Raw genomic sequence first — 17,502 nt, 5'->3', positions numbered from 1 at the left:
GTTTTTTCAGGCCCGCATTTCACTGATGCCGACCTGTTGCAAAGCCGCGGCCAGGCTTTCGACCTGCCGCTGCTCGGTGTCTTTGAGTTGTTGCAATTGCTGACCAAGACTCGGTGCGCCAAACACGCCGCGCAGCCCTTGGGAAGCATCTCCCGCCCTGATTGACTGATTACCAAAGGTGTTCAGCGAATCCCCCTCGCTACTGGTGTCCTGATTGAACAGGCTTGACAGTGTGCTGCTGCCGAAGACCCCGCCATCGCCCCCGCCAAAGCCCAGGAAGCCTTGGCCTGAGCCATCGCCACCGTTTTCACTGCTGCTGAACACCTGCGCGATAAAGCTAGGCGTCAGCGCCCCGTGGTTCATGAAGATGTCGCCCAGAGGGCGAATACCATTGCCGATCACCCGTTGTTCAAACAGCGGGGAAAAGCTCAGCGGCGAGCCAAGATCGCCAGTGGGTGGGGTGAAGACGATTGGCTGCAATGGCACGTTAGGTTGGGCGGGCACGGTGACAGGTGGTAAGACCACAAACGCCGGCACGGTGTTGATCGTGTAGTTGTTGGAGACCGCGACGCTGTCGCCGATGTTGCCCGCCAGGTCCGTCACATTGCTGGTGTCCAGCGCAATGAAATTGCTTGGGTCGGTGATGTTCGCGGCAGGTGTGAAGTTCCCGGTCCAGGTCTTGCCGCCGTCGCTGCTGGCCAGGTTGGTCAGCTCGCCGTTGGTAACGCTCAGGTCCGACAAATCGAAGTCGCTTACCGCCTCACTGAACGTGAAGGTCACCAGCGTTGTCTGGCCAATGCCCAGGTTCGGGTTGGCAACCACGATGGTGACGGTCGGGCGAGTCGCATCGAGCGCGTAGTTGTTGGAAATGGCGATGCTGGCGCCGGCATTGCCCGCCGCGTCGAGCACATTGCCGGTGTCGAGCAGGATCAGGTTGGTCGCATCGTTAAGGCTCGCGGTCGGAGTGAGCGTGGCCGTCCAGGTCACACCTCCGTTGCTGCTGGCCAGGTTGGACAGCACGCCATTGGCCACGCTGAGGTCCGACAGGTCGAAACCGGACACCGCTTCGCTGAAAGTAATGGTGACGGTAGTGGTCTCGCCGATACCCAGTTTATTGTCCGCGACCACAATGGTTGCGGTCGGGCGAGCGGTATCGATCGCGTAGTTGTTGGAATCGGTCACGCCGACGCCGCTGTTGCCCGACGCGTTGATCACTCCGCTGTTGTCCAGGCTGATCAGGTTAGTGGTGTCCGTCACGCTGGCTGTAGGTGTGAAAGTCGCGGTCCAGGTCACGCCACCATCGACGGACGAAACGTTGCTGAGTGTGCCGTTGGCAACGGTCAGGTCGGCGTTGGTGAAACCGCTGACCGCTTCACTGAAGGTGATCGTCACCAGCGAAGTTTCACCGACCTTGAGGGCATTGTCGGCAACCACGATGCTGGCGGTCGGCACCTGGGTTTCCACTACATAGTTAGCCGAGTTGGTGGTGCCGGCCCCGGTATTGCCGGCCACATCAGTCACACCAGTATTGGCCAGGGTGATGATGTTGCTGGCGTCGGTAATCCCGATAGTCGGAGTAAAGGTCCCGGTCCATGTGATGCCACCATCGCTGCTACTGACTGCACTCAAAGTGCCGTTGGCGACGCTCAAGTCACTGTTGTCGAAACCTGTTACCGCCTCGCTGAAGGTGATGGTCACCAACGCAGTTTCGCCCGGTTTCAGGGTCGTATCGCTCAGCACTATGGTGGCGGTCGGGCGCTGGCTGTCGATGGCGTAGTTATTGGAATCGGTGGTACCGGCGCCCGTGTTGCCGGCCCCATCGATCACTCCGGTGTTGTCCAGGGTAATCAGGTTGGTCGAGTCGGTGACGCTCGCCGTCGGCGTAAGGGTTGCGGTATAGGTGATGTTATCGCTGGTGCTCAGATTGCTCAGGGTACCGTTGCTCACCGTCAGGTCGGCTGTGGTAAATCCGGTCACCGCCTCAGAGAACGTGATGGTCACCACCGATGTTTGACCCACCGCCAGCGCCGCGTCCGCGACCACGATGGTGGCCGTCGGGCGCACGGTGTCGATGGCGTAGTTATTGGAATCGGTGGTGCCGCTACCGGCGTTGCCCGAGCCGTTTTGTACTCCGCTGTTATCCAGGGTAATGACGTTACTGGTATCGGAGATGGCATTGGTCGGCGTAAAGGTTGCGGTCCAGGTGATGCCGCCATCGCCGCTGCTCACCGAGGTCAACGTACCGTTGGCGATGGTCAGGTCGGCATTGCTGAAACCGCTGACCGCTTCACTGAAGGTAATGGTCACCAGCGACGTTTCACCGATGCTCAACGCATTGTCGGCGACGACGATGGTGGCGGTCGGCAGCACCGTATCGATGGTGTAGTTGCCGGAATTGGTGGTGCCGCTGCCGGTGTTGCCGGCCACGTCGGTCACACCGGTATTGGCCAGGGTAATGACGTTGCTCGAGTCATTCACGCCGACGGTCGGGGTGAAGGTCGCGGTCCAGGTGATGCCACCGTCGCTGCTACTCACCGCGGTCAAAGTGCCGTTGGCGATGCTCAGGTCGGCGTTGGTGAAACCCGTTACTGCCTCGGAGAAGGTAATGGTCACCAGCGAGGTTTCGCCGGCACTCAGGGTAGCGTCGGCCAGGACGATGGTCGCGGTCGGGCGCACGGTGTCGATCGCGTAGTTGTTGGAATCGGTGGTGCCGCTCCCGGCATTGCCCGACAGATCTGCCACGCCGGTGTTGTCCAGGGTGATCAGGTTGGTGGTGTCGTTGATGCTCGCGTTCGGGGTGAAGGTCGCGGTCCAGGTGATGCCACCGTCACTGCTGCTCACCGCGCTCAATGTCCCGTTGGTGATGGTCAGGTCGACGTTGGTGAAGCCGCTGACCGCTTCGCTGAAGGTGATGGTCACCAGCGAGGTTTCGCCGATTCTCAGCGCCGTGTCCGACACCACGATGGTGGCCGTTGCCCGCACTGTGTCGATGGCGTAGTTGTTGGAATCGGTGGTGCCGATGCCCACGTTACCGGTGCCGACAGCCTGCACGCCGGTGTTGTCCAGGGTGATCAGGTTGGTTGCGTCGGTAATGCTGGTGGTTGGCGTGAACGTGGCCGTCCAGGTAATGCCGCCATCACTGCTGCTCACCGCAGTCAAGGTGCCGTTGGCAATGGTCAGGTCGGCGTTGGTGAAACCGCTGACCGCTTCACTGAAGGTAATGGTCACCAGCGACGTTTCACCGATTTTCAGCGCATTGTCGGCCACCACGATCGTCGCGGTCGGCAGAGTGGTGTCGATGGCGTAGTTGTTGGAATCGGTGGTACCGCTACCGGCATTGCCGGACAGATCGCTGACCCCGGTGTTGTTCAGGGTGATCAGGTTGGTGGCGTCGGTAATGCTGGCGGTTGGCGTGAAAGTGGCCGTCCAGGTGATGCCGCCGTCACTGCTGCTGACCGCGCTCAACGTGCCGTTGGCGACGGTCAGGTCGGCATTGGTGAAACCGCTCACCGCTTCGCTGAACGTGATGGTCACCAGCGAGGTTTCGCCGGCGCTCAGGGTAGCGTCGGCCACAACGATGGTCGCGGTGGGTCGGACGGTGTCGATGGCGTAGTTGTTGGAATCAGTGGTGCCGCTGCCGGCGTTGCCCGCCAGATCGGCCACACCGGTGTTGTCCAAGGTGATCAGGTTCGTCGTATCGGTGATGCTGGCAGTCGGGGTGAACGTCGCCGTCCAGGTGACGCCGCCGTCGCTGCTGCTCACCGAGGTCAACGTGCCGTTGGTAATGGTCAGATCCGCGTTGGTGAAACCGCTGACCGCCTCACTGAAGGTGATCGTCACCAGAGAGGTTTCGCCGATTCTCAGCGCCGTGTCTGCGACCACGATGGTGGCCGTCGGGCGCACGGTGTCGATGGCGTAGTTGTTGGAATCGGTAGTGCCGCTACCCACGTTACCGGTGGCGGCAGCCTGCACGCCGGTGTTGTCCAGGGTGATCAGGTTGGTCGTATCGGTGACGCTGGCGGTCGGGGTGAAAGTCGCCGTCCAGGTGATGCCGCCGTCGCTGCTGCTCACCGCGGTCAACGTGCCGTTGGCAATGGTCAGGTCCGCGTTGGTGAAACCGCTCACGGCCTGGTTGAAGGTAATGGTCACCAGTGACGTTTCACCGATTCTCAACGCAGTGTCCGCCACCACAATCGTCGCGGTCGGCGGGGCGGTGTCGATGGCGTAGTTGCCCGAGGAACTGATCCCGCTGCCGGTATTGCCCGCCAGATCCGCCACGCCGGTGTTAGCCAGACTGATGACGTTGGTCGCGCTGACGATGCCTGCTGTCGGGGTAAACGTGGCGGTCCAGGTGATGCCGCCGTCACTGCTGCTGACGGCGCTCAAGGTGCCGTTGGCGATGCTCAGGTCAGCGTTGGTGAAACCGGTCACCGCCTCGGAGAAGGTGATGGTCACCAGCGACGTTTCGCCCGCGGTCAGCGCCGTATCGGCCAGCACAATCGTGGCGGTCGGGCGCAGCGTGTCGATGGCGTAGTTGTTGGAATCGGTGGTGCCGCTGCCGGCGTTGCCCGACAGATCGCTGACCCCGGTGTTGTCCAGGGTGATCAGGTTGGTGGTGTCGTTGATGCTCGCGGAAGGTGTGAAGGTTGCGGTCCAGGTGATCCCGCCGTCGCTGCTGCTCACCGAGGTCAACGTGCCGTTGGTAATGGTCAGATCCGCGTTGGTGAAACCGCTGACCGCTTCACTGAAGGTGATCGTCACCAGCGAAGTTTCGCCGATTCTCAGTGCGGTGTCCGCGACCACGATGGTGGCCGTTGGGCGCACCGTGTCGATGGCGTAGTTGTTGGAGTCGGTGGTGCCGCTGCCCACGTTACCGGTGGCGGCAGCCTGCACGCCGGTGTTGGCCAGGGTGATCAGGTTGGTCGTGTCGGTGACGCTGGCAGTCGGGGTGAAAGTCGCCGTCCAAGTGATGCCTCCGTCACTGCTGCTCACCGCGGTCAATGTGCCGTTGGCAATCGTCAGGTCGGCGTTGGTGAAACCGGTCACGGCCTGGTTGAAGGTGATGGTCACCAGTGACGTTTCACCGATTCTCAACGCCGTGTCCGCCAGCACAATTGTCGCGGTCGGCGGGGCGGTGTCGATGGCGTAGTTGCCCGAGGAACTGATCCCGCTACCGGTATTGCCCGCCAGATCCGCCACGCCGGTGTTGGCCAGGCTGATGACGTTGGTCGCGCTGATGATGCCGGCTGTCGGGGTAAACGTGGCAGTCCAGGTAATGCCGCCGTCACTGCTGCTCACCGCGGTCAACGTACCGTTGGCGATGCTCAGGTCAGCGTTGGTGAAACCGGTCACTGCCTCGGAGAAGGTGATGGTCACCAGCGAGGTTTCGCCCGCGGTCAGCGCCGTATCGGCCAGCACAATCGTGGCGGTCGGGCGCAGCGTGTCGATGGCGTAGTTGTTGGAATCGGTGGTGCCGCTGCCGGCGTTACCCCCCAGATCAGCCACGCCAGTGTTGTCCAGGGTAATCAGGTTGGTGGTGTCGTTGATGCTCGCGGAAGGCGTGAAGGTCGCCGTCCAGGTGATGCCGCCGTTGCTGCTGCTCACCGCAGTCAACGTGCCATTGGTGATGGTCAGATCCGCGTTGGTGAAACCGCTCACCGCTTCGGAGAACGTGATCGTCACCAGCGACGTTTCGCCGATTCTCAGCGCCGTGTCCGCGACCACGATGGTGGCCGTTGGGCGCACGGTGTCGATGGCGTAATTGTTGGAGTCGGTAGTGCCGCTGCCGGCGTTACCCGCTAGATCGGCCACGCCGGTGTTGTCCAGGGTGATCAGGTTGGTCGTGTCGTTAATGCTTGCGGTCGGGGTGAAGGTCGCGGTCCAGGTGATACCGCCGTCGCTGCTGCTCACCGCGGTCAACGTGCCGTTGGTAATCGTCAGGTCCGCATTGGTGAAACCGCTGACCGCTTCACTGAAGGTGATCGTGACCAGAGAGGTTTCGCCGATTCTCAGCGCCGTGTCCGCGACCACGATGGTGGCCGTTGGGCGCACGGTATCGATGGCATAGTTGTTGGAATCAGTGGTGCCGCTGCCAGCGTTGCCCGCCAGGTCGCTGACCCCGGTGTTGTTCAGGGTGATCAGGTTGGTCGTGTCATTGATGCTCGCGTTCGGGGTGAACGTGGCGGTCCAGGTGATGCCGCCGTCGCTGCTGCTCACCGAGGTCAACGTGCCATTGGTAATGGTCAGGTCGGCGTTGGTGAAACCGCTCACTGCTTCGGAGAAGGTGATCGTTACCAGAGAGGTTTCGCCGATTCTCAGCGCGGTGTCCGTCACCACGATGGTTGCCGTTGGCCGCACGGTATCGATGGCGTAGTTGTTCGAGTCGGTGGTGCCACTGCCGGCGTTACCTGCCAGGTCGCTGACCCCAGTGTTGTCCAGGGTAATCAGGTTGGTCGCATCGGTGATGCTGGCGGTCGGGGTGAAGGTCCCCGTCCAGGTGATGCCGCCATCGCTGCTGCTCACGGCAGTCAACGTGCCGTTGACAATCGTCAGGTCGGCGTTGGTGAGACCGGTGACCGCTTCGTTGAAGGTGATGGTCACCAGCGAGGTTTCGCCGGCCCTGAGGGCCGTGTCGGTGAACACAATGCTGGCGGTTGGCCGCGCCGTATCGACGACATAGTTATTGGAGTTGGTCGTACCGACGCCGGCAGTGCCCAGACCGTTGATCACCCCGGTGTTGTCCAGGGTAATGACGTTGGTGGTATCGGAAAGACTGGCGGTCGGCGTGAACGTTGCTGTCCAGGTGATGCCGCCATCGCCGCTGCTCACTGCCGTCAACGTACCGTTGGCGATGGTCAGATCCGCATTGGTGAGACCGGTCACAGCCTCGGAGAATGTGATCGTCACCAAGGACGTTTCGCCGATGCTCAGTGTGGTATCAGCGACCACAATGGTCGCGGTCGGCGGCGGCGAATACGCGGTGTTGAGTACACCGCCATCGTTATAGATTGTCGCGGCGGAGGTCGGCGAGGTGCCGGTTGCCCCCCCGCCCTGCGCAGTGCCACCGGCACCACTGGCCGCGGCATTACCGGCCAGGGCGGCGAAGTTGGCTGCCGTGATCAACAATGTGCCTTTGTTCCAGATCGCACCGACGCCCCGGCCGCCCTCGCCGCCATTGCTGGCATTGCTGCCCTGGCCGCCGCCACCGCCACCGCCGCCACCGGCGCCGATGTTGTTGCTGATGGTCGACGTGCCGACGATGGTGATGGTGCCGCTGCTGGCGTTGTAAATGCCGCCCACCGCATTGCCGCCGACGCCCCCCACCTTGTCCCAACCGGCCCCGCCGCCGCCACCGCCAATGGAAATCGTGCCATTGGTGGCCGTCGCACCGTTACCGCCGTTGCTGTAATAGGAAACGCCCACCCCGCCCGCCCCGCCAGTGGTGGTACCGCCGCGACCGCCCATGTGGGTCGCGTCATAACCGCCGCCATAACCACCGGCGCCGCCGCCGCCCGCACCACCACCCAACGTGCCGGTACCCGGCCCTGCCGAACCGCCATGCCCGCCGCCCTGGCCGCCCAAACCGCCGCCGCCGCCACCGCCACCGCCGTAAAAAGCGCCGGTGACACCGCCGCCGCCACCGCCACCGGAAGCGCCGTTGGAAGTCACGGTAACGTTGTTCAGGGTCAGAATCCCTGCGTTGAAAATCCCCCCGGCCATCGCGCCAGTGGCACCGTAGCCACCGTTGCCGCCCGTGCCCGACACCAGGCCACGGGTGATTACCAGACCATCGAGAGTCACGATGCTGCCGGACGCCACCTCAATCACACGGGTCCTATACTGACCATCGAGAATCACGTCAGCCGCGCCGTCGTTGTTCAAGTCGCCATCAACGGTGATGTTCTTGTTGATCAGCAGTTCGGACGTCAGCTGCACCGTCATGCTGCTGTTAAAGGTAACGATATCGCCGTTCTGCGCCGAGGCGATGGCCGCACGCAGTGAGCCGACGCCCGTGTTGGCGTTGTTGGTGGCGGTCCATGTGGCCAGCCCCCACTGATACTCGCTCATGGCCGTGGTCGAGAGGACGTTGGCGCTTTCGATGTTGCCGGTGGCAATTTCCAGATCCCAGTCGCCACCGATCCCGGTGCGATTGCTGGAAGCAGCCACATCGCGGCCGGTCAATTGAGCCAGCGAGTCGATAAAACTCAAGCCACGCTCACCTTCGGCGGTGTAGCAGCCGTAGATCATGATGTCGCCGCCGACGTTCAGGTCCTTGCCGATTTCCGCCAGCACCGCGCTGCGGGCCGCGACGTTGTCGGCCGACAGATAACTATCGCCTAGCCACAGATCGCCCGCGTTGCCGTGGGCAATGATCTGCACCGAGCTGATGCCCTGATGACCGTCCAGATAATCAGCGATTTGCTGCAGGCCATCTTTGCTGGCATCCAGCTGAACCACCTGAGTACCGGGCGCAACACCCTGAAGCAGGCTGGCGGCGTCCTTGACCCGAGAATCGACGAACACCACGCTCTGCCCCGGCACCGCAGCGGGTGCTGGCGCCGGTGTGGCATCGGCCTGGCCGTGGCTATCCTTGCTGGCGACCGGTTGATCGGCCGTCGGTGCCTTGACCGCCTCGGCGGTGGCATGGCTGTCAGCCTGGGCAGTATCGGCAACCGTGGCGGCCACCGCGCCATCGAACAGCATGCGTGGCTCCAGGGACATGATCATTGGCGAGGCCAGTGCTCGTGCGCCTTCGGTAACCCGCGACTTGCCTTTGCTCCACCACATGCTGCTCACCCGGACTCGAACTTTCTGACGCATCAATGAAAACGCCGCGATCAACTGATCGCGGCGTCGGCTTTCATACGAATGACATTGGCGGCGCTGGCTGAGCCATCGAGCCAAAAGGACAACTCGGCGTACTGCTTGAACAAGTCCGGCGGCAGGATCGTGCGCCTGGATTGCAATTGAACCTTGGCCTTCACCTTATGCAGCCCCGAGAGGCCGAGGGCCTGATCGAATTCCGGCGCGTCGTAGGCCAAATGATCGAAGTCATGTTCGAACCAGGGTTCGCCGATGAAATCGTAGACCAGCCGCATCACCCGCTCCGGCGCCTGGCTCAGCAGGTCGTAATCGATGATCAGCAACGAGTCGGCGTGTTCGCCGTAGTAGGCTTCCTTGAGGGCGGCCCAGGAAAACCCCACCAGCCGATTGCGCTGAGCCAGGGTTTCGCAGCGGCTATAGACCGTGTTGCGCTCGACCGCATCGCCGAACAGCTTAGTGTTTTCGAAGGGGTTGGCGCGGTACAGGCGCTCGATGCTGTCCATGACCCAGGCGACATTGCGCACGCAGGCAATGATCTTGGCTTGAGGGAACAGATCGCTGATTGCCGGCAGGCGCGAACTCCACAGGCGGTTCGTGTCGAACACCACCGGTTTGTCGGCCTTGTCGGCGTAGAAAGAGTCGAACAAGCCGCGCAATAGGCGGCGACGCAAGTCGGTGTCGATCACCGCACCGAACTCGCTGCCGGCGCTGCATTGTTCCAGAACACCGGAAAAGAGCGCACCTACGGGGCTGGTCATGCCGGCATGAAAGCGCGGGTTCTGCAAAAGAATGGCAGAAAGCAGGGTCGAGCCTGAGCGCGGCAAGCCGGAAATAAAGTGAAAGTGCTGCATCCATTCACCCGCCAAAAGTCCTTTTGTATGACGAGCGTAGACCATGAATAGCCATACGACTAGTGGTGTTTTGATATCAAATCGGAGCTAAATCGACTGGAAAAGGCAATTTATATAGCGAGCCCCATACCTCGGATTACTTCAGCACATACAAGCGTGCCCTGGCGCCTCCCGCCCCGATTTCACCGAGGCGTTGCCAGCCCTCGGGCAAAGGGGCGAACTCGTCCGGTCCATCGACGCTACCGACCAGCCACACGCGACCAGCGCCTTTGAGCAAACCGCCGAGGCTGTCCAGATAGACGTCTTCGGTCACCAACGTGCCAAAACCGTAAGCGTTCGGCCGGCTCGACTTGCCATCGGCCAGCAGCGGCGTATACAGCAATGGTTTGGCGTCAGTGCGGTTGTAATAGACATAACTCAAGTACCAGAGCATGTCGCTGGTGACGATTCGGTCGCCGGGGGAGAAGTGCTGATTCACGTAGTTGACCATGACGCTGATCTGATCGTCGGTATCCACCGTGGCATTGTTTTTCAGGCCCACTAGTTCGATGCCGACAAACAGCATCAGCACGGCCAGCGCCAATACCTTGGAGCCCGCGTACAAGCGATCGATGGCCAACGCCACCAGCATCGGTAAGCCCAGGGCGTACGCGGTCAGGTAACGCTCGATAAACACCGGCGATATGAACGACACCACAAACACCAGGAACACCGGGAGAACGGTGTAGATCACCGCCAACGCACTGCCACGGAAAACACTGCGATCCCGCGCCAGCGCCACGCCCGCCAGGATCAGCAGCGCCAGTGGCAGCGCGATAAAAACCAGCGTGGGGAGGTTCTCGCCATCGTCCTGGATCAGGAACGACCAGATCATCGAAGGCAATGAGCCGAGCGTGACAGGCGCCTCCCACCCCACATCGCCATTGGCTTTGAGCTGGTCCATATGCTGCACAAGATCGAGCAGATTGGGCAGCCACGGCAGGTACAACGCCACAATCGCCACATTCGCCAGCCACCAGCCGGAGCGCTGAATGTGCCGCAACCGATATCCTGGCTGCACACGGATCAGTCCCAGATACAGCCAGTGGCAGAGCACGCACAGCGCCGTGAAGTAATGGGTGTAGAACGCCGCACTCATCAGCAGGGTGTAAATCACCAAATAGCGTGTGCGTTGCGGCCGCCTGATCCAATACATCAAGGCGATCGTGGCACCGATCAGCCACAGCCCCAGCAGCGAATACATCCGCACTTCCTGGCTGTAACGCACCGCCGTGGGCAGCAGCGCCAGCAGAACCCCGGCCAGCAATGCGGCGCGGCGGGTAGCGAGCAAGTCCACCAGCCAGACGCCGAGTCCCACCGTGGCAATCCCCGGCAACGCACTCAGGCTGCGAATCGAGAAAATGCCGTCGCCGAACAGGCCGATCCAACCGTGCAGCAACATGAAATACAGGGGTGGATGTACATCATGGGCCGCGTGCTCCCAGATCCCGGCCAGGGAATACTGGCTCAGCAATAGACTCGACCCTTCGTCGCCCCAGATCGCTGCCGAGGTCAGGTGATAAAAGCGCACCAGCGTGGCCAATACCAGGATAGAAAATAGCCAATGCTCTCGCGCCCATCGAAGCAAGCGACGGGCAGTAGCCCACGAGCCCGGCATCGCATGCGGGTCCTGGGTATCGCCCAGCGGTGTTTCTCTGCGCGCCTCCATTACCTCCCCTTGCAACGGCCAACTGAAAACCGAAGCTTCCCAAGCACTGTAGGACAGGCACGAGCCCGACGTCGATGCTGGCCTTGCGACGGACGACGTCCGGCAATCATTCCGATCAGCGTCTACGCTTTGGCGTGGCGTGACCCAGCCATGGAGATGAAAGGAGTCGGCTGATCAGCGCGAACTGCCCGGATAACCGGGTCTGCAACGTGACGTATCAGACACTAACCTGAGGGACGAGGAACTATGGAAGTTTTCATCGGCACTATTCAGCCATTCGCCTTTAACTTCGCGCCCAACGGCTGGGCCCTATGCAACGGCCAGACGCTGGCGATCTCACAATACAACACGGTTTTCGCACTGTTGGGCGTCAACTTCGGAGGCAATGGCACCACCAGTTTCATGCTGCCCAATCTGCAGGGTCGCATGCCGGTCGCCATGGGCAACGGCTTGGGCCTGACCCCGCGCGTCATCGGCGAAGTCTCCGGGACCGAGAACGTCACCGCGACCATCACCAACCTGCCCAATCACACCCACGCCATGGCCGGGCTCACGGCCACCACCACCCTGCAACTGGCCAGCCCGGCGAGCAACCCCGTCACCAACCCGACCGCCACCAACTCGTACATCGGCGCCTCGGGAGGCGGGCCGGGCTCGGCGAGTATTTACTCCGATCAGCAAGGTGCTGCGGCCGTACCGCTCAAGGGCGTGGCCACTACGGTAACGGGGGAAATCTCGTCCGCCGGCAACGGCTTGCCCATGGAGGTGATGAACCCGTTCCTGGTACTCAACTTCAGCATCGCCCTGAACGGTCTTTTCCCTTCGCGCAACTGAGGGTCTGGCTGGGGGTTCAAATCCCCCGGCCACTTTTGCTTGATGGAGTGATGCCATGCTGCAACAGGTTCAAAGCCAACACTTTCAGGCACTGCTGGGCAAAACGGGGACGCTGCGGCTGCCCGATGGCAGTGAATTGGCGATCCATATTGACACCCTTGAAGAAACGCCCCGCTCACAGATGCCAAACAGCGAGCGCATGCCGTTCAGCGTCGAATTCAACAGCCTGCAACCCACCGATTTTGTCGATGGCTTGTGCGTGCTGGAGTTGCCGGAACTGGGTCAGGTAGAAGATATTTTTGTTTCGCGAGTACCGGCCATGGGGCGTGATCCGCAACTGGGGTACTTCTACATCGCGTTCAACTGAACAATGGGGGAGCGGGCTTGCTCGCGAAGACTGCTTAACATTCAAAAATAATGTTGGCTGTTATACCGCTTTCGCGAGCAAGCCCGCTCCCACAGTTGATCGGCGGTGTGTTCAACCCTGTGGGTACCACACCAACCGCTCCGCAGCCGGGTTGCGCTCTTCAACCTGAAACCCCAGCGCCAGGTAATGCTGGCGCGCATGGGGATTGTTGGCCCAGACCACGGTCGCCACTGGGCAGCGGATTTGTTGCGCGGCTTTCTGCACGCCTTGCAGCACCGTCCGACCGTAACCCTTGCCTCGGGCCTGTGGGATAAACGCCAGGTACAGCACGCGAATTTCATTGGGGCCGAAATCGGTGGTCAGCGCGCCAATGGCCGTGTCGAGTTTCTCGATCACGTAATGCATGGCGTTGGGGAAGTTCTCCCCCAGCCCTTGCTCCTGCACCTTGAATTGCTGGGCAACCACCTGCTCAACCACCTCTTGCTCACCGTCGATCCATTGCAGATCCGGCCGCGCCGCTTGGTAAAGGCTGTGCAGAAAAGGCCCATCGCTGGTCCGCGAAGGCCTGACCACCAAGCCGTCCGCTGCCACTGAATCGGTTTTCGCCATCGCTGTTCTCCCTTAGCTATTCACCTTAGAAGCCGCTTTCCCTGACCCCCAAAGCCGCCAATCGCCGCCAGGCAACGCCCAGCAACGACTCGCCACTGCCCTGCAACACCACAATGCCGCGCAACGGCTGCACCGGCGTCGGCGTATTTTCGAGGATGCTCAATCGCGCGCCGTACTGCGCCTGTACCGGCTCGGCGCGCTGATGCTGATCGCGCCGCACGGCAATCGGCCCGTGGTGATCGGAAGTCAGCGCTTCCTGATCGACATAAGCCACTCCATTGGTATCGATTTCACTCAATTGCACTTTGATCGCCGGGTGCATCGGGTCATCGGCGATGAACCGCCCGTTGGCACCCGGGGCGACACGCCAGAGTTCGGCTTCGGCCAGATAACCGCGCAACCGCGCGCCGTCTTCGACCACCCGCGCCAAAGGATCTTTGGTCGAAAGCCAGCGACCGACCGTCAACTGCGGCAGTAGATCGCGCACCTTGCCGCCGTGGGGCGCGCGCAGCAGCAGACGCTCACGCTGGGCGGCCAGGCCCCGATATTCAGCCACGGCTTCGGCCAAGCGCTGTTCGACGATACCGGCATCGGCGGCGGTTTCGCTGCGGCTGGCCTGACGGCGCATCTGTAATTGCTGGATCTGGATTTCTCGACGGACGATGGCCTGGCGTGAGTCCAGATCCGGTGATTCCAGCTCGATCAACACATCACCCTGAGCGACGATCTGGCCATCATGCACATTCACCGTTTTGACCCGCGCCGCCACCGGCGCATGCAGGGCACTGGCGCGTCCGGCCTCTAGCATCGTCGGCAACTCCACCGCGCTGCGCCATGGCAGCGCCAGCAGCAACAACAGCCCAAGCAACGCCAGACCGCTGAGCAGTACCCGAGGCGCATGCGCCTGTTCGCGACGGCTCCACCATTGCCGCCACTCGCTCAGGATCGGCAGAAAGATGAACCACACCAGCTCCACCAGCATCAGGAAAATCCCCAACACCTTGAAGAACAGGTGATAAACCGCCAGTGCAATCCCGAGAAACAGCGCCGCGCGCCACAGCCAAGCGCCATACCCCCAGATCAACAAACGCCGCTGCATCTTCGGTGACCAAGGCTCCGGTGCCTGGGCTGCGTAGCCGAACAAAAACTCGCGCAGCCGCCAGCGGCACAAGGCAAAGGCCCGCCCTTGAAGGTTGTCCACTTCCCAAAAATCGCTTAGCAAGAAGTAGCCATCGAACCGCATGAACGGGTTGAGGTTGATCACCAGCGTGGTGATCCAGGTCGCGCTGGCGAGCATGAACGCCGCCGTGCGCCCGGGGCCGTCAGGCAGCAGTGACCAGGCAAGCAGCGCTATACACGCCAACACCAGTTCCGCCAGCACCCCGCCGGCACCGATCAGCAACCGCGCACGGCGATCATTGACGCGCCAGGCGTCGCTGACGTCCGTGTAAAACATCGGCAGCAGCACCATAAACGCCACGCCCATGCTCTGCACCCGACAACCGGTGCGCTTGGCCATGAAGGCGTGGCCGAACTCGTGGCAAAGCTTGGCGAAAAACAGCGCCACAGCAAACGCCAGCGCACCGCCGAGGCTGAACAGGTGCGGAAAGGTCGCGATAAACCGCTGCCAGTCCCGCGACACCAGAAACACCCCAAGCCCCAGTATCGCGGGCAATCCGTAGCGCAATGCGCGCGGGCCGAAACGCTCCAGCCACGGCCAGACGCGATTGAGAAAGGCGTCCGGGCGCCACAGCGAAATCCGGAAAAACAGGTATTGATGCAGCAGGATTTGCCACAGACTCTGGCGCTGAGCCGCGGCCTTCAGGCTGTAGCTGGCGCGTTGCGACGGGTCGAGGGCGCTGATCAGGTCATGGCCGCGCAAAAACTCCAGCAATTGCTCAAGCGCCGCACCATCCAGCGGCAGCCCCGGTTCGCGGTTGGCAGCACGCAGCACTTGCTCCGGATCCCCCAGGGACCAATGGCGCAGCAGGCGCATCGCCGCCGCACCGAGTTTGAAATAACGCCCACGCACCGGGTCGGCCAGGGTCCAGCGCGGCGATCCGTCGAGGGCCGGTGCCGCCATCGACAATTGCAGGTCTGCCCGCAGGCTCGGCAGGCTCATCTACAGGCCCACGCTCTGACGCAACCCGGCCAACGGTCGACGCAACAGGTACAACGCCAGTGGCGCACGGTCGCCGAAGACTTTCGCGGTGCCGCGCAGGCCGATACGTGGCGGTGCGGCGTCGAACGTTGCATCCAGTCGATAAGCCAGTTGCCCGGCAGCAGTGGGTTGCGCTTCGTAGGCCGAACGTTCGAGTTTGGCCAAGTGCCGCTGCAGCGGATCGCTGTCGAGAAACAGCGCGACCTGCGCCCCCGGTTCCAGGGCAATCGCATCGCCCACGGCCAATTCGATGCGCAACTCGGCCTGGTTCGGGTCGGCGATTTCCATCAGCCGCTCGCCGGTTTGCACGGGTTTGCCGGTCCAGCGTTCGGCGTCGGCGAACACCGCGATGCCGTCCCGCTCGGCGCGTACTTCGCTGCGTTTGAGCAGTTCACGGGCGTAATCCCGTTCGGCGCGCTTCTGCTCCACTCGCGCCGCCAGCAGATCGATTTTCGAACTGGATTCGGCATCGGCGAAGGAGCGCTGGGAATTGGCCTTGAGTTCCGCTTCGGCAACGCCCAGAGCGCGCTCGGCCACATCGGCCTGAGCCTTGAGCGTAGTGCTTTCGAAGCGCAGCAGCAGGTCGCCGGTTTTCACTGCCTGGTTGGGTTTGACCAGGAATTCGGCGATCACCCCGTCCAGCGGCGCCGCCACCACCCGACCGCCCAACGGGACGACTTCGGCCGGTGCCAACACCGATTGGCGCACCGGGATCAGCAACCCGAGCAACAACACGGCAACCAGCGCCACCTGACGCTTGCGCGTCCAGCGCAGTCGCCAGGGTTTGCGCGGTTGCTGTGCGAGCCAGGCATGGCTGTAAGTGTCACCCAGTTGCGACAGCAGCACTTGTTCGGAAGGGTTCCACGGCACATCCCGCGCCAGCCACAGACCGCCGAACACCTCGCCCTGATGATCGATCAGTGGCAGCCAGAACACCTGAGCGGCTGACAGACTTTGCCAATCGGCCAGAATCGATTCACTGAGAAGATCGGGCGCGATCACCCGCGCCTGTTTCAACACCTCAAGCTTGAACAGTTGCGCGACTGCTTGCTCGACAAACGCCACGAACGGCGCATTCGGTTCCACGGCACTGACACCGGTGACCGCCTGCACCTTGCCGGCGATCAACAGTGCGGCATGGCGGAAACCGAACAGCGCCTGACCGTCATTCACCAGGCTGTAAGCCAGTTGTGGAGGCGTGCGCGCGGCGCGGGTCTGGCGTTCGAGGTCGAGAAACCTTGCGAACACCTGCTCGGCGCCGCCGGTCACCGGGGCGTTCATTTGAACTCCGCGAAATGCGCCGTTCCGCTCATGCCGGCCAACAGACCGTTGGCGTTGGGCAGCGCCGCCACCAGCAGCAAGGTCTGGCTGCCTTCGTCGATCCGCGCACCGAGGCGTTTGACCGTCGCATCCAGCGGCTGACCGGTTTCATCGGGGACAAAACTGAACGTCTGGCCGGGCTTGAGTTTGCCCATCCAGCGCGACGGCACCAACAGGTGAATTTCCAGAGTGCGGTTATCGACCACGTCCAGCAACGGTGTACCAGCGGCAACGCTTTCGTAGCGCTTGACCTTGCGCTCGACGACCTGACCATCGAACGGCGCCACCACGCTGCAGCGTTTGACTTGAACCTGATAGACCTGAGACTGCGCCTGAATCTCGCTGACCTTGGCCTCGGCCCGCGCCACTTCAAAACGCCCGACCGAATTCAACGCCGCCAGTTGTTTGTTGTGCGCCAGTTCTTCACCAGCACCACGGCTGGCAGCTTGAGCCGCGTTGAGCTGAGCCTGATAAGCCGAACAGTCAAACCGCGCCAGGGTGTCGCCCTTTTTGAACGACTCGCCCTCACTGAACGGCAACTCCACAATCCGCCCCGACAACTCACTGGCAAGCACCGCCTGATCCCGGGCTCGCAGCACACCACGGGCTTCACTGCTGGCCGACGCATTACCGCCGACCGCGCTGTTTTCCAGCAACGGATCGTCTGGCGCAGGTGTTTGCGCCTGTACTACGCACGTTACAAAGGTCAATCCAATAACCAAAATACGAACACGCCGCATAACCGTAACTCCCTGACGGATTAGCGGAGTCTATGACAGCGGGGGTGAGCGTCAAGCCGGATGGCCATCATTGGTTAGAAATGTAATGT

Annotated in this window: 9 protein-coding genes; 2 read left to right on the top strand and 7 right to left on the bottom strand. The window is 62.0% G+C overall.

From position 1 onward, the window contains the following. Positions 1 to 6: 6 nt before the first annotated feature. The 3 genes from KVG95_RS06425 to KVG95_RS06415 form a co-directional block, all read right to left on the bottom strand. Positions 7 to 8,787: an Ig-like domain-containing protein gene (locus KVG95_RS06425; RefSeq protein ID WP_217855797.1), complete on the bottom strand. Its 8,781-nt coding sequence runs from the start codon at positions 8,785 to 8,787 to the stop codon at positions 7 to 9. Positions 8,788 to 8,837: 50 nt separating this feature from the next. Then, on the bottom strand, positions 8,838 to 9,674 hold the full coding sequence (locus tag KVG95_RS06420; protein WP_038978410.1) for a sulfotransferase family protein: 837 nt from the start codon (positions 9,672 to 9,674) through the stop codon (positions 8,838 to 8,840). 136 nt (positions 9,675 to 9,810) lie between these two features. Beyond that, a complete protein-coding gene (locus KVG95_RS06415; protein WP_217855036.1) occupies positions 9,811 to 11,382 on the bottom strand; it encodes a glycosyltransferase family 39 protein in 1,572 nt (523 codons plus the stop codon). Positions 11,383 to 11,628: 246 nt separating this feature from the next. Between KVG95_RS06415 and KVG95_RS06410 the strand changes: the two genes are divergently transcribed. Together KVG95_RS06410 and KVG95_RS06405 are read left to right on the top strand one after the other, a co-directional pair. Continuing rightward, positions 11,629 to 12,216 (top strand): phage tail protein, encoded by a 588-nt coding sequence (locus tag KVG95_RS06410; RefSeq protein WP_217855034.1) that lies wholly within the window; start codon positions 11,629 to 11,631, stop codon positions 12,214 to 12,216. 55 nt (positions 12,217 to 12,271) lie between these two features. Beyond that, a complete protein-coding gene (locus KVG95_RS06405; RefSeq protein WP_217855032.1) occupies positions 12,272 to 12,583 on the top strand; it encodes a DUF6916 family protein in 312 nt (103 codons plus the stop codon). Positions 12,584 to 12,694: 111 nt separating this feature from the next. On the opposite strand, the gene KVG95_RS06400 is transcribed toward KVG95_RS06405, so the two are convergent. Genes KVG95_RS06400 through KVG95_RS06385 form a run of 4 tightly spaced genes read right to left on the bottom strand, consistent with a single transcriptional unit; the run spans position 12,695 to position 17,413 of the window. Next, the gene (locus KVG95_RS06400) at positions 12,695 to 13,192 is read right to left on the bottom strand and encodes a GNAT family N-acetyltransferase (RefSeq protein WP_050682093.1); all 498 of its coding nucleotides are present in this window, start codon (positions 13,190 to 13,192) and stop codon (positions 12,695 to 12,697) included. Between the two features lie 25 nt (positions 13,193 to 13,217). Then, positions 13,218 to 15,314: a site-2 protease family protein gene (locus KVG95_RS06395; protein WP_217855030.1), complete on the bottom strand. Its 2,097-nt coding sequence runs from the start codon at positions 15,312 to 15,314 to the stop codon at positions 13,218 to 13,220. Further along, complete coding sequence (locus KVG95_RS06390; RefSeq protein ID WP_217855028.1) at positions 15,315 to 16,634, bottom strand: efflux RND transporter periplasmic adaptor subunit; 1,320 nt, start codon at positions 16,632 to 16,634, stop codon at positions 15,315 to 15,317. Then, positions 16,631 to 17,413: an efflux RND transporter periplasmic adaptor subunit gene (locus KVG95_RS06385; RefSeq protein ID WP_217855026.1), complete on the bottom strand. Its 783-nt coding sequence runs from the start codon at positions 17,411 to 17,413 to the stop codon at positions 16,631 to 16,633. Before KVG95_RS06385 ends, KVG95_RS06390 begins: the two co-directional genes overlap by 4 nt. Between the last annotated feature and the right edge of the window lie 89 nt (positions 17,414 to 17,502).

Origin of the sequence: Pseudomonas farris (assembly GCF_019145235.1) — a bacterium.
GTDB classification, from domain to species: Bacteria; Pseudomonadota; Gammaproteobacteria; order Pseudomonadales; family Pseudomonadaceae; genus Aquipseudomonas; species Aquipseudomonas farris.
This window is presented reverse-complemented; position numbering and strand designations above follow the sequence as displayed.